Raw genomic sequence first — 14,454 nt, 5'->3', positions numbered from 1 at the left:
TCGGGAGTGGGGATTGGCAACAACTGCGCGCTGACGCATTTCCGCCCTTCCGATTCCCGATTCCCGATTCCCGCTCTTGCGATTCCCGATTCCCGTTTCCCGATTCCCCCCTTCATAGCCATTTCCGCCAATGAGCCTGCATCCGACCCTCCACGCGATCACCGAACGCATCCGCCAGCGCAGTGCGCCGTCGCGGCGCGCCTACCTGGCCGGCATCGACGCCGCGCTGCGCGACGGTCCGTTCCGCAGCCGCCTGAGCTGCGGCAACCTCGCCCACGGCTTCGCCGCCTGCGGCCCCACCGACAAGAGCCGGCTGGAAGGCGGGATCACCCCCAACCTGGGCATCATCACCGCCTACAACGACATGCTCTCGGCGCACCAGCCGTTCGAGCACTACCCGGAAATCATCCGCAGCACCGCGCGCGCGCTCGGCGCCACCGCGCAGGTCGCCGGCGGCGTGCCGGCGATGTGCGACGGCGTGACCCAGGGCCGTCCCGGCATGGAGCTGTCGCTGTTCTCGCGCGATGTGATCGCCCAGGCCACCGCGATCGGCCTCAGCCACGACATGTTCGACACCAGCCTGTACCTGGGCGTATGCGACAAGATCGTGCCCGGCCTGCTGATCGGCGCGCTGGCCTTCGGCCACCTGCCGGCGGTGTTCGTGCCGGCCGGGCCGATGACCCCGGGCATCCCCAACAAGCAGAAGGCCGAGGTGCGCGAGCGCTACGCCGCCGGCCAGGCCACCCGCGAGGAGCTGCTGGCCGCCGAATCGGCGTCCTACCACGCTCCCGGTACCTGCACCTTCTATGGCACCGCCAATTCCAACCAGGTGCTGCTGGAAGCGATGGGCGTGCAGTTGCCCGGCGCCTCCTTCGTCAACCCCGGCACCCCGCTACGCGAGGCGCTGACCCAGCAGGCGACCGAGCGCGCGCTGCGCATCACCGCGCTGGGCAACGACTTCCGCCCGCTGGGCCGGTTGATCGACGAGCGCGCCATCGTCAACGCCGTGGTCGCGCTGATGGCCACCGGCGGCTCCACCAACCACACCATCCACTGGCTGGCGGTGGCGCGCGCGGCCGGCATCGTGCTGACCTGGGACGACCTGGACGCGCTGTCGCAGCTGGTGCCGCTGCTGGCGCGGGTGTATCCGAACGGCGAGGCCGACGTGAACCACTTCGCCGCTGCCGGCGGCATCGGCTTCGTGTTCCGCGAGCTGATGGACGCCGGGCTGATGCACGACGACCTGGCCACCATCGTGCCCGGCGGCATGCGCGCCTACGGCGACGAGCCGTGCCTGCAGGACGGCAAGCTGGCCTACGTGCCGAGCCCGGCCAAGAGCGCCGACGAAGCGGTGGTGCGCCCGGCGTCCAACCCGTTCGAGGCACAGGGCGGCCTGCGCCTGCTGCGCGGCAACCTGGGCCGCTCGCTGATCAAGCTGTCGGCGGTGAAGCCGCAGTTCCGCACCATCGAAGCCCCGGCCGTGGTGATCGACGCGCCGCAGGCGCTGAACAAGCTGCACGCCGCCGGCGCACTGCCGCACGACTTCGTGGTGGTGCTGCGCTACCAGGGCCCGCAGGCCAACGGCATGCCGGAACTGCATTCGCTGGCGCCGTTGCTGGGCCTGCTGCAGAACCAGGGCCGGCGCGTGGCGCTGGTCACCGACGGACGCCTGTCCGGCGCGTCCGGCAAGTTCCCCGCGGCCATCCACGTGACCCCGGAAGCGGCGCGCGGCGGCCCCATCGCCCGCGTGCGCGAGGGCGACATCGTGCGCCTGGACGGCGAGGCCGGCACCCTGGAAGTGCTGGTGGACGCCGCCGAGTGGGCGGCGCGGCCGCTGGCGCCGAACACCGCGCCGGCCGCACACGACCTGGGCCGCAACCTGTTCGGGCTCAACCGCCGCATGGTCGGCCCGGCCGACCAGGGCGCGCTGTCGATCTCCTGCGGCCCGCCGGCCGCCGACGGCGACCTGTGGAACTACGACGCCGAGTACGACCTGGGCCGCGATGCCGAGGCCGCCGCCGCGCCGCACGAATCCAAGGACGCCTGAGTCGCGCCGCCTGCCCCACCCTGCCCTGGCCGGTCGCGGCCAGGGCCTCCCCCTCGCAACCGAGACCGTCATGACCATCGCCGAACACCAGACCAAGGCCGAGCAGCTGCTGCGCGCGGCCGGCATCCTGCCCGTCGTCACCGTCCACACCCTGGAGGAGGCGCGCCGCGTCTCGGCCGCGCTGCTTGAAGGCGGCCTGCCGGCGATCGAGCTGACCCTGCGCACGCCGGTGGCGATGGAAGCGCTGGCGATGCTCAAGCGCGAACTGCCGGACATCGTGATCGGCGCCGGCACCGTGCTCAACGCCACCCAGCTGCAGCAGTCGATCGACGCCGGCGCCGACTTCATCGTCACCCCCGGCACCACCCCGACCCTGGCCGACGCCCTGGCGCAGGCGCCGCTGCCGGTGGTGCCGGGCGCGGCCACCCCGAGCGAGCTGCTGGCGCTGATGGAGCGCGGTTTCCGCGTGTGCAAGCTGTTCCCCGCCTCCGCCGTCGGCGGCCTGGCGATGCTCAAGGGCCTGGCCGGCCCCCTGGCCGAGCTCAAGCTGTGCCCCACCGGCGGCATCGGCGAAAGCACTGCCGCCGAGTACCTGGCGCAGCCCAACGTGGTCTGCATCGGCGGCTCGTGGATGGTGCCCAAGGACTGGCTGGCCGACGGCGCCTGGGACAAGGTGCGGGAGAGCTCGGCGAAGGCGGCCGCGATCGCGGCGGCGGCGCGGTAGCGCTGCGGCGGCGTGGCCGCCGCCGGGATTGGGGATTCGGGATTGGGGATTCGTAAAAGCAACTCCACCCAGCACCCTGAAAAAAAAGCGCCGGCATGCCGGCGCTTTTTTTTGCTTTTAGCTGTTACGAATCCCCAATCCCGAATCCCCAATCCCGGCCTCACCGCACCTCAATCTGCACATCCGCCGGCAACGCGTGAATGCGCAGTTCGCCGTGTTCCCACTGCGCCGCTTCGCCGTTGACCAGCGTGCGGCCCGGTTCGCCCGGGTACGGCCACGGCAGCACCAGGCCGCCGCTGGGCATGCGCAGGCCGTCGGGGATGTTCAGCAACAGCCGGTTCTTCTGTCGCCGCAGCTGGTAGCTCAGCGGTCCCTGCGGGGTGCGCAACTGTTCGATCGCCACGCCCTTGCCGTCGAACCAGTCGGCCGGGATGCCGGCGGCCAGCACCAGGCTGTCGTCGACGTCGCGGGCGTAGGCGAACATGTCCAGCACCGAGCGCACGAAGTCCGAGGCGACCCAGGCATGCGGCAGGTCGCCCAGGAAGAACGGCTTGCGCGGCGTGCGCGAGACCACCTCGGCCCACTGGTTCCAGGGCTGCGGCGCGCGGTCCTTGAAGAAGAACGCGGTCGCCTCCCAGGCGCGCTCGCGCCAGCCCAGGCGCACGAACGCGGACACGTTGCGCCACTCGTAGGGGGTGTAGTCCTTCCACTCGCGGGTGCCGTCGCGGCGGCCGACGAATTCGCTCCAGTAGCGCTCGAAGGTGTTGTCGAGCAGCGCCTGCGGCAGCCGGCCCTGCTCGCCGCCCGGCGCCAGCGCGATGGTGGTCGAGGTCGGATCGAAGTCGCCCAGCTCCGCCGAACCCGGCAGGAAGTTGATGTGGTGCTGCTGGGTGGCCGCGTCCAGAGAGGCGTACAGGTCCTGGCGGAACTGGTCGCGCGAGGCGGCGAAACGCGCGGCGTCGTCGATGCGGCCCAGCTCGGCGGCGATGCTCACCGCGTCCTTGTAGCCGCGCAGCGCCCAGAAGTTGTCCCAGTACGAGTGCATCGGCTTGGCCGAGTAGCCCTCGTGGCTGATCGACACCGGCATCATCCCGTAGAAGGCCGCATTGCGCGCGCGGTTCTCGTCGGTGCGCTCGCTCAGCCGCAACTGCTCCATGTAGTCGTAGGCGCCAAGCACGTGCGGCCACATCTGCTCGAGGAAGGCGCGGTCGCCGGTGTAGCGGTAGTAGTCGGCGACGCTGTAGATCAGCTCGCCGTGGCTGTCGTTTTCCGGCACCGGGTCGCTGCCGCGATCGTCCACGCAGCACGGCACCATGCCGTTGGCGAACTGGTACGGCGCATACCACGCCACGTACTCGCGGACCACGTCGGCGCGGCCCAGCCGCAGCAGGCCTTCGGAGATCATCGCGCCGTCGCGGATCCAGCTGCGCGAGTACGAGCGCGTGCCCGGCTGCAGGCGCGGCCCGATGCGCGAGATCAACATGTGCGCCAGCGCGGTGCGCAGCGTATCGGCGACCGCCTTGCCCTGTGCCGGCACATGCAACTGCACGCGGTCCAGCTTCTCGTGCCACTGCGCGGCGACCTGCTGCTGCGCGCGTGCGGCATCGAAGCCCGCCGGCAGCGCGGCGTTGCCGGTCTGCGGGATCACCAGCGCCACCTCGCGCACCTCGCCCGGGGCCAGGCGTCCGCGGTACAGCAAGGCGCCGGACGCCAGCCCGTCCGGATCCTGCGCCTGCTGCGGCAGGCTGCCGGCATCGGCGCCGAGCCGTTCGATGTCCATGCCGGCGTCGAACGCGCTGGCGTAGGCGGCATCGGGCTTCTGCACGGCGAACACCCGCGGCTGGCCGTTGACCTGCACCTGCGTGCCGGCGAAGGCGAGCGAGCGGATCGGGCTGACCCCGCCGACGGTGTTGAGGAACTGGCTGGGCGGATTGACCTGGAACGGGCGCACCGCCAGCGCCAGGGTGTAATCGTGCGGCTGCTTGCTGGGGTTGCTGAGCCGGTAGCGCGCCACCAGTTGCGCCTGCTCCGGCTCGCCCTGCACGAAGGCGGTGACGCGCAGCGCGGCGTTGTCGTGGGTCCAGTCCACGCTGGGAATCGGCAGATAGTCGTCCTGCAGGCTCTGCGCGGCCTTGACGTCGGCCCAGCTCAGGCGCTTGCCGTCCAGCAGCAGGAACGGTTCGATGCTGAAGCCGCCCTTGCCCACCTCGATCGCGCCATCCTCGCCGACCAGGCCCTGTTCGCGGCCGCCGTCCAGGCCGATGATGGTCCAGTACGGTTGCTCGCCGCTGAAGCCGCGCGGGAACCAGCCGCGGGCGGACTGCGCCGCCACCGACTTGATGAAGTCGTTCTGGGTCGCGGCGAAGGCCAGCGGCTGCAGTGCGATGTCGGCGATGCCGTAGCGGAAGCTGGGGCCATCCTGCAGGTCGAAGCGCACGTAGCGCGCCTCGGTGTCCGGCAGCGCCAGCCAGTCGGTGCCGCCGTTGCCGGCGGTCACCGCGCGCAGTTCGCGCCAGCTGCGCCCGTCGGCCGAGCCCTGCACGGTATAACGCGAGGCGTATACGCCCGGCGCCCACTGCACCTTGGCGCCGCCGAACTCGCGCACCTTGCCCAGGTCCAGCATGATCGTCTGGGTCTTGGCGTTGCCGCTGTACCAGACCGTATCGGGCTTGCCGTCGGCGATGCGCTGCTGCAGCGCCGGCGCGGTATCGGCGCTGACCTTGACCGTCAGCGGCGAGGTGTCCTGCGGCGGCAACGGGGTCAGGGTCAGTTGGTCGAAGCACACCGTGCCGGCGCCGCCGACCTGGTTGTAGATGGTGAACTCGATCTGCGCGCTGCGGGTCAGCTCCTTCTCCGGGCTCGGGCCCCAGGCCTTGTCGATCTGCCGCTTCTTGAAGGTGACCGTGCTCCACTGCGTGGGGAACGCGTAGCGCGGCCGGTTGACCCACCACACGTTGTCGCCGCTGGCGTCGACCAGCTTGAACTGCAGGTCGTTGCTCGGCGAATCGCCGCGCAGTTGGAACGCGAACTCGTAGTTGTCCGGATAGTCGATCGGCACGTTGCGGCGGATCCCGGCATAGCCGGAGACGCCGTTGAAGTCGTAGTCCAGGCACAGCGCCTTGGCGCGGCCGCCGCTGGGCGCCTGCACCAGCCGGGTCGAGGCGGTGACCTGGTTGGAGACGACGATCTGCCATTTGTCCAGATCGTTGAAGCTGTCCAGCGCCACCGTGGAGGTCGGCGGCGCGGCGACGGCATGGGCGGCCGCCAGTCCCAGCATCGCCAGCATCGCACGTGCGCACGTCATCGCCATCCCGTCCATCATCGCCTTCCCCGTTGCTGTCGTCGTGTCTGCTTCTGTCGGAGGGGCATCGGCCCCGATGGAGTATCCGGTCCTGCTGTCGCGGCTGACGCCGCTGCGACAGGCGCGCGCCCAAGACCGCGCGCGGCGTGGTATGGGCTTACGGCGCCCGATGATACGCATCCATGCTGCCGTCCATGGCGTGACAGTCCCACGCCAGAACGTCCGGCCCGGCCATGCATGGCCGGGCGTTCGGCAACGCGCGAGCCAGTGGCTCGCAAGCGCGCCGCCGCACTCGCCTCTTTCCCATGCCATCCCTGGCGCAACTGATCGGCTCCGGACGACCCGGCCCGGCCATCCGTGGCCGGGCGTTCGGCGCAACGCGCGCCAGTGGCGCTCGATGTTTCGCTTCACCGCTGCCATCCATGGCGCAACACTCCCACACCAGAACGTCCGGCCCGGCCATCCATGGCCGGGCGTTCGGCAACGCGCGAGCTAGTGGCTCGCAAGCGCGTCGCCGCACTCGCCTCGTTCCCATGCCATCCCTGGCGCAACTGATCGGCTCCGGACGACCCGGCCCGGCCATCCGTGGCCGGGCGTTCGGCGCAACGCGCGCCAGTGGCGCGCAAGCGTTGCGCCTCACCCCTTCACGCTGCCGAGCAGCAGGCCCTGGATGTAGTAGCGCTGCAGGGCCAGGAACAGGGCCAGCACCGGGATCACCGTGACCACCGCGCCGGCCATCATCATCTCCACGTCCATGATGTGCTCGCGCGACAGCGCCGCCAGCGCCACCGGCAGGGTGTAGTGCTCCTGGTCGGTCAGCACGATCAGCGGCCACATGAAGTCGTTCCACGCCGCCATGAAGGTGAAGATGGTCAGCGTCACCAGCACCGGCTTGAGCATCGGCAGCACGATCTGGAAGAAGATCCGCAGCTCGCCGGCGCCGTCGATGCGGGCGGCCTCCAGCAGCTCGTCCGGGATCGAACGCGCGTACTGACGCACCAGGAAGATGCCGAACACCGTCGCCAGCGCCGGCACGACCACCCCGCCGAAGCTGTTGACCAGGTGCAGCTGCTTCATCAGCAGGAACAGCGGCAGCATCGCCACCTGCGCCGGGATCACCAGCGCCGCCAGCAGGACCTGGAAGATCCGCTCCTTGCCGACGAAGCGCAGCTTGGCGAAGGCATAGCCGGCCATGGTGTTGATCAGCAGCGAGCCGAAGGTAATCGCGCACGACACCAGCAGGCTGTTGGCGAAATTGCGCGCCATGCCGGTGCGCGAGAACAGCTCGCCGTAGTTGGCCAGGGTGGCGCCGGTGGGCAGCATCGGCGGCGGGAAGCGACTGGCCTGCCCGGCCGGCATGAACGACACCGACACCATCCACAACAGCGGCGCCAGGCTGATCACGGCGAGCAGCAGCAGCCCGCCGTTGACCAGCAGCGTGTTCCAGCGCGAGGCGCCGATCTCCCGGCTCATACCAGGTCCCTCTTGCGGCCGAAGCGCAGCATCACCGTCGTCACTCCCAGGATGATCAGGAACAGCAGGAACGCCACCGCCGAGGCGCGGCCGAGGTTCCACCACTTGAAGCCTTCCTCGAACATGTAATACAGCACGCTCACCGTGCTCTGCAGGGGGTCGCCACGGGTCATCACGTAGGGTTCGGCGAACAGCTGGAAGTAGCCGGACACGGTAATCACCCCGACCACCAGCAGCACCGGCCCCAGCATCGGCAGGGTGATGTGCAGGAACTGCCGCCACTTGGAGGCGCCATCGATGCGCGCGGCCTCGTACAGGTCCTGCGGGATGGCCTGCAGGCCGGCGAGGAAGATCACCATGTTGTAGCCGAAGTTCTTCCACACCGCGAACAGCATGATGGTCGGCATCGCCCAGTGCGGGTCGCCGAGCCAGTCGATCGGGCCGATGCCCAGGTGCGCCAGGCCGTAGTTGACCAGGCCGTAGCTGGTATGGAACAGGTAGCGCCAGATCACCGCCACCGCCACCAGCGTGGTCACCACCGGCGCGAACAGCGCGGTGCGGAACAGCGCCTTGAAGCGTGCCACCGGTGCGTTCAGCAGCAGCGCCGCGCCCAGCGAGGCGCCGATGGACAGCGGCACGCCGACGATCACGAAATACGTGGTGTTCCACAGCGACTTCCAGAACATCGGCGTCTGCAGCAACTCGATGTAGTTGCCGAAGCCGACGAAGCGCAGGTTGTGGCGGTCGGCCAGCGCATACAGGTCGAAGTCGGTGACGCTCAGCGCCAGTGCCGACAGCACCGGCAGGCCGAAGAACACGCCGATCACGATCAGTGCCGGGCCGGCGAACAGCCAGCCGATCAGGGAACCGCGCTTCATGGCGTGGCTCCCGCGGCCGGCGCCGCCGTGGCCTCGCGGTGCTGCTGATGGATCCAGCGGCGTTTCTCCAGGATCTCGTCGACCCGCTTGTCCAGTTCCCGCATTGCCTTCTCCTGCGGCTCACCGCCGCGCACCACCCGCTCGGTGGCCAGCCGCATCTCCTGCACGATGCGCTCCCACTCCAACACCTTCGGTGCCGGCTTGACCCGCTCCAGCTGATCGCGGAACGCATGCGCCAGCGGATCGTCGGCCAGCGACGGATACGCCCAGGTGCTGCGCCGCGGCGGCATGTCGCCGATCAGCGCGTGGAAGCGCGCCTGGATCTGCGGCCGCGACAGGAACTCGATCAGCTTCCAGGCCGCGTCCTTGTGCTCGGACTTGCGGAAGATCACCAGGCTGGTGCCGCCGGCGATGCCGGCGCCGGGGCCGTCCGGACCGGGCAGCGGCATGGTGCCCCACTGGTCCTTCAACGCCGGCGGCTGCACCTTGCGGAACTCGCGGATGTTCCACGGGCCGGAGATGTAGAAGGCGTAGAAGCCGTTGAAGAACTCGTCCCAGACGTTGGAGATCTGCGTCTCCGACATCTTCGGCGCCCAGCCCTGGTCGAACGTGTTGGCGTAGAACGCCAGCGCCTTGCGGAAGCCGGGGCTTTCGAAGTTGCCGTAGTTGTTGTGGTCGCGCAGCAGCGGATCGGGCAGTTGCAGGCCCAGCGACAGCTGCTGCTCGAACTCGTTGAGCGGCATCAGGATGGCGTAGCGCTTCGGGCCCACGTGCTTCTTCACCGCCGCCATCGCCTGCTCCCACTCGGCCCAGGTCTGCGGCAGCTTGGTCACCCCGGCGTCGCGCAGCATGTCCTTGCGGTAGAACAGCAGGCGCGTGTCCACGTACCAGGGGATGCCGTAGAGCTGGCCGTCGATGACGCTGGTGTCCCAGATGCCGGGGAAGTAGTCCTTCGGGTCGACCACCTTGGAGCGGTCGACGTAGGGCTGCAGTGGCTGCAGCGTGCCCAGCTCGGCGAATTCCGGAATCCAGGTGTTGCCCAACTGACACACGTCCGGCAGGCCATCGGCCGCGAACGCGGTCAGCAGCTTCTCGTGCGCGGCAGTCCAGGGGATGTTCTGGATATCCACATGGATGCCGGGATTTTCCTTCTCGAACTCCGGGATCAGCTCGGCCACCACCTCGGCCTCGCGGCCCATCGCCCAGAACCGCACCACCTCGCCCTGCGGCGCGCGTGCGCAGCCGCACACCGCCAATACAACCAGACCCAGCGAAATCCAACGACCGATCATGCGTGCTGTGCTCATTCCGGCTGCTGCGGCTGGCGCTGTGGAGGGGTGGACTGCGCCTCGGCGGCGGCGGCGCGCGACTCGGCGATGCCCAGCGCACGCGCATTGGCCGCCTGCTCGTCCTTCTTGGGCAGCGGCTGGGCCTCGCCTTCCGGGGTCAGCCAGCCGCCGGTGAAGCCGGCGCGCTCCAGCCCGGTGCGGATGTACTTGTTCTTCTTCATCACGTTCCAGACGAACTCATTGCGGTAATTGGCGATCATGGTGACGATCGCGCCCTGGTCGATGCCGATGTAGTCGCTGGCCACCCAGCCGCGGTTGGGGATCATGCGGCCGGTCTTGAGCGGGATATCGTAGTTGAAGCTGGGATTGAACGAATCCAGGAAGCCGTAGCTCGAATACAGGAAGTCGCCGAAGCGCTTGTGCATTTCCTGGGTCGCCGGAATCACCACCTCAGGTGCGAACACGATCGAGGACACCGCCGCGGTCGGCGCGATGGTGCCGTCGTCGAACGCCTCGAACAGGCCGGCGCCGCGGGTGCGGTAGTGGAAGAACTGGCGCTGCTCGCCGCGGTACTCCTGGGTGGTGTTCTGCGGACCGTCGCTGGCGGTCAGGCCCCACACATTCTCGCCGTACTCCTTCCACTTCATCGGGTTGTCGATGGCGTACTCGCGCTGCGCCAGGGTGGCGCGGCGGCTGTTGAGGAAATAGTCGATGCCATGCTCGCGCATGTACTGGTCCTGGATGTCGCGGAAATCGATCCAGACGTGGTTGTACTGGTGCGCGAACAGCGGGCCGAACGCCAGGTATTCCTGGCCGTAGTACACGCCCCAGTCCTTGTTGTAGGTGCGGGTCCACTCCTGCCACGCGTCCGGTTCCACCGGATGGGTCGGCGAGCCCAGCGCCAGCAGGTACACCATCATGCCTTCGTTGTAGCCCATCCAGTCGTGCTGGATGAAGCCGCGCTCGGGATACCAGCCCATCGAGATCAGCGGCTTGCGCTGCTGCATCCACGGCCAGTCCACGCGCCGGTACAGCGTGTCGGCGATCTGGCGGATCTCCTTCTCGTCGGCCGTGTCGCCTTCGTAGTAGGACTGGGCGAACAGCACGCCCATCATCAGCAGCGCGGTGTCCACGCTCGACAGTTCCACCCACTGGTCGTAGCGCAGCCCTTTTTGCATGTCCAGGAAGTGGTAGTAGAAGCCCTTGTAGCCGGCGCGCCCGGTGCGCTGCGGGCCGACCGGCACGTCGCGCAGGAAGCGCAGCGTGGTCAGGGTGCGTTGCACGGCCTGCTCACGGCTGATCCAGCCGTTCTCGTAGCCGATGGGATAGACGGTGAGCGCGAAGCCGACCGACGCGATCGACGCGAACGGCCGCGACGGATAGCGGTCCACCGCCATGCCGTTCTGCTCGTTGGTGGTGTCCCAGAAGAACTGGAAGGTGCGGCGTTCGATGTCCTCGAACAGGGGCGGCAGCTCCGGCTTCAGCAGTTTCGGCGGCAGTTCGGCCTCGACCAGGATGACCTTGACCGGCTTCTTCTCCACCGCCTTCGGCTCCTCGGTCTTCTTGCAGGCCGTCAGCAGCACCCCTGCTGCCATCAGCATCAACGAAAACCTGATGAAACTGCGCTGCTTCTTCATCGTGCCCCCCGTGAAATCGTTTACACGCACGCAAAAAATACCCCACTTCCGCATCGCCGCGGCCCCCGTGCGAGGGAGCCGCGGCGACCTTGCTTACCAGTTCAAGCCAAACGACAGCTTGAACGTCCGCATCGGCGAGGCGAGCACGCCGTTCGGCGTGCCGAACGCCGTGTTCAGGTCGGCATAGGTGCCGGTATCGGTGCTGTAGTCCGCGTAGTTGGTCCAATTGAACAGGTTGATGACATCGGCGCGGACGTTGAACTTGATGCCCGAGCCGGTATCCCATTCCTTGTTCGCCGCCAGGCTGAATTCCTTGTAGCCCAACGTCGCATCCGGCTTGTACTGGATGATATAGCACTGGTCGTTGCCCGCCAGGCAGTTGGTGCCGTAGCGCGGGGTCTGGCTGGCCAGCGACAGCTTGGCCGACAGGGTGACGTCGTACGGCAGGTCGTAGATGCCGGTGACCACCAGGCGGTTCTTCGGGATGCCGCCGGCCTCACGCCAGCCGTAGCCGGCCATCGACGGTTGGTCCAGCGCGTAGTGCTCGCCGTACTGACGGTTCTCCTTGGCATCGGAGAAGGTATAGGCCACGGTCAGGCCCCAGCCGGACTCCTTGTCGTAGGGCTTGTCCAGCTTCAGCGCCAGTTGGTTGTTGCGCGTCTTCAGGCCATTGGTGCCGAGCACGATCGCGCTGTAGCCATTGGGCGAGTCGGTGGGCACGCCGGAGGTGGTGCCGGGCAGGAAGAACGAGCCGTCGGCACGACGGTTGCCGCGCAGGAACACGAAGCCGTCCTCGCTGACGATGCGGCTCAGGGTCACGTCCGTGTACCAGTCGTTGCCCCAGAAATGCACCATGTTGCGCATGCCCAGGCTGAACTGGTCGGAGTACGGCACCTTGATGTTGTTGTCGATCAGGTAGACCTCGCGGCCACCGCCGGTGCCGGCGGTGGTGGAGGCGGCCAGCCCGTTCAGGCCGGCCTGGGTCGCATAGCTCGGATCCCATGCCACGCACGGCTGGCCGAGGCACGGCGTGTTGGCGCTGTTGAAGTAGTAGCTGTAGGAGCGGAAGTTGTTGTTCAGCTGCTCCAGCGCCAGGTAGTCGAACAGGTTGCGGTCGTAGGCACGGCCGGCACCGCCGTAGATCACGTGCGCCTGGTCGCCGAACAGGTCGTAGGAGAAGCCCAGGCGCGGCTGCCAGGCATCCTTGAACGCCTTGCGGTTGTTGCCGGTGCTGATGTAGTTGGCGATGTCGTAGTTGGCGTTGTCCAGGTTGCGCCAGTTCAGCAGCGCGCTGGCGACGTCGGCCGGGGTGACGAAGTCGAGGAACGAGGGGGTCTTCTCGTAGTCGTAGCGCACGCCCAGGTTCAGGGTCAGGTGCTCGTTGACCTCCCAGTCGTCCTGTAGGTAGATGCCGTACTGCTTGTTCTGCGACTGCACCGAACCGCCGTCGCCGGTGTCGCCGAAGCGCACCCGGTACGGCGTGCCGACATCGCTGAGGATGTTGTAGTAGTACTGCGGATTGGCCGGATTGATCTGGGTCGAATCGAGCTGAATGTCCTTGTACTTCACACCCATCTTGATGGTGTGGCTGCCGTGCCAGTCGAGGCTGTTGAGGGTGAGGTCGTCCTGCAGGGTCCAGCCCTTCTGGCCCTTGTTCTGGAAGCTGCTGCCGGCGCCGGCGCTGAGGATGGTGGTCTCGTTGCCGGCCTGCGGCACGTAGGACAACACGTAGCCGCTGCCGTCGGTGAGCGGGGTCTGGGTCCAGAACGCGCTCTCGTAGCTCAGGTTCAGATCGTTGAGGAAGGCCTCGCCGCTGTACTGCCAGCGCAGGTTGGCGCGCTTTTCCTTCTGGCCGTTGGTGCTGCCGTGCTGGTAGGTGGTGGTGTCGCCGATGTCCGACAGCTCGTCTTCCTTGCGGTACTTGCCGGTCAGCTCGAACAGGTTGTTGTCGCCCAGCGTCCAGTCGATCTTGCCGAAGTACAGGTCTTCCTTGAACGGCGTGCTGTAGGTGGCGACCAGCGGCTGCAACTGCGCCGGCAACTGGTCGACGCGGTCGGCATAGATGCCGCCGGGGATGACCGTGTTGGGCGTGGTGTACTCCTTGGCCTCGTAGGCCACGAAGAAATGCGCGCGGTCCTTGAGGATCGGGCCGCTGAAGGTGGCGCCGTACTGGGTCTCGGAGAAGTCGTCGCGCTGGCCGGCCTTGCGCTCCAGCGGGCTTTCGGCGCGCCAGTCGTCGTTGGTCGTATCCCAGAAGAAGCTGCCGTGGAAATCGTTGGTGCCGGACTTGGTCGAGGCCACGATCGCCGCACTGCTGACCTGGTCGAACTCGGCCTTGTAGTTGGAGGTGATGACCTTGTACTCGCCGATTGCCGACTGCGGAAACGGATTGCCGCGGCTGGAATCCTGGCCGCTGACGCCGCCGGTCAGCACGTAGTTCTTCTGGCTGATGCCGTCGATGTAGACGTTGGTGCCGTTGGCCGAGGTCGCGCCGGAGCGCACGGTGGTGTTGCCCTTGGCGTCGCGCTGGAACTGCACGCTCGGCACGCTGTCGGCCAGTTCGAGGAAGTTGCGCGTGGCCTGCGGCAGCTTCTCGATCTGCACGTTGGAGATGTAGGTGGCGTTCTCCGAGGTGCGGGTTTCCACCAGCACCGGCGGCGCCTGCACCTGCACCGCGTCGAGCGTGGTCGCGCCCTGCCCGTTGGCGGTGGCCGCTTCGCCGCCCACGCCCAGGTCCAGGGTCGCGGTCTGGCCGACCTGCACGGTGACGTTCTGCGAGGTGGTCTTGCCGTCGGCGGTGACGTCGATGCGGTAGGAACCCGGCGGCAGGCCGCCGACCGAATAGGTGCCGTTGCTGGTCTGCACGCTGCGGGTCAGACCGGTGGCGAGGTTGGTGGCGGTGACCTGCGCGGACGCAGCCGGCGCCGAATCGACCTTGACCTGTCCGCGAATGGTGGCGCCGGTGCTTTGCGCGAATGCCGGCGCGGCGCCCAGCAGCAGGCAACTGGCGAGGGCGCAGCTCAACAGCTTGCGCGTGGGCCGGGCGGAGTGCGGGGTGTGTTGCATGTGGGGTTTTCCCTCCAGGAAGACGTGATGCTCGTTATG

8 protein-coding genes are annotated in these 14,454 nt (G+C 68.0%); 2 read left to right on the top strand and 6 right to left on the bottom strand.

Features of this window, described 5'->3' with window-relative positions; all coding sequences use genetic code 11:
• The first annotated feature begins 130 nt into the window (after positions 1-130).
• A complete protein-coding gene (edd, locus tag M3U25_RS04100) occupies positions 131-2,047 on the top strand; it encodes a phosphogluconate dehydratase (protein ID WP_355499872.1) in 1,917 nt (638 codons plus the stop codon).
• Positions 2,048-2,117: 70 nt separating this feature from the next.
• On the top strand, positions 2,118-2,771 hold the full coding sequence (locus M3U25_RS04095) for a bifunctional 4-hydroxy-2-oxoglutarate aldolase/2-dehydro-3-deoxy-phosphogluconate aldolase (protein ID WP_263390993.1): 654 nt from the start codon (positions 2,118-2,120) through the stop codon (positions 2,769-2,771).
• 160 nt (positions 2,772-2,931) lie between these two features.
• On the opposite strand, the gene M3U25_RS04090 is transcribed toward M3U25_RS04095, so the two are convergent.
• The 6 genes from M3U25_RS04090 to M3U25_RS04065 form a co-directional block, all read right to left on the bottom strand.
• Positions 2,932-6,048 (bottom strand): discoidin domain-containing protein, encoded by a 3,117-nt coding sequence (locus tag M3U25_RS04090; RefSeq protein WP_355499912.1) that lies wholly within the window; start codon positions 6,046-6,048, stop codon positions 2,932-2,934.
• Between the two features lie 660 nt (positions 6,049-6,708).
• Positions 6,709-7,545: a carbohydrate ABC transporter permease gene (locus M3U25_RS04085; RefSeq protein ID WP_242081123.1), complete on the bottom strand. Its 837-nt coding sequence runs from the start codon at positions 7,543-7,545 to the stop codon at positions 6,709-6,711.
• On the bottom strand, positions 7,542-8,423 hold the full coding sequence (locus M3U25_RS04080; RefSeq protein ID WP_160947363.1) for a sugar ABC transporter permease: 882 nt from the start codon (positions 8,421-8,423) through the stop codon (positions 7,542-7,544). Before M3U25_RS04080 ends, M3U25_RS04085 begins: the two co-directional genes overlap by 4 nt.
• Positions 8,420-9,715 carry a sugar ABC transporter substrate-binding protein gene (locus M3U25_RS04075; protein WP_355500379.1) on the bottom strand — a complete coding sequence of 432 codons (1,296 nt, stop codon included), beginning with the start codon at positions 9,713-9,715 and terminating at the stop codon, positions 8,420-8,422. Before M3U25_RS04075 ends, M3U25_RS04080 begins: the two co-directional genes overlap by 4 nt.
• Positions 9,716-9,726: 11 nt before the next feature.
• Positions 9,727-11,349 carry a glucoamylase family protein gene (locus M3U25_RS04070; protein WP_160947361.1) on the bottom strand — a complete coding sequence of 541 codons (1,623 nt, stop codon included), beginning with the start codon at positions 11,347-11,349 and terminating at the stop codon, positions 9,727-9,729.
• Between the two features lie 93 nt (positions 11,350-11,442).
• Positions 11,443-14,415 carry a TonB-dependent receptor gene (locus M3U25_RS04065; protein WP_355499931.1) on the bottom strand — a complete coding sequence of 991 codons (2,973 nt, stop codon included), beginning with the start codon at positions 14,413-14,415 and terminating at the stop codon, positions 11,443-11,445.
• Between the last annotated feature and the right edge of the window lie 39 nt (positions 14,416-14,454).

The organism is Xanthomonas sp. PPL134, from assembly GCF_040595915.1.
GTDB classification, from domain to species: Bacteria; Pseudomonadota; Gammaproteobacteria; order Xanthomonadales; family Xanthomonadaceae; genus Xanthomonas_A; species Xanthomonas_A indica.
Note: the sequence above shows the minus strand (reverse complement) of the source record. Positions and strands in the feature narration are given on the sequence as shown.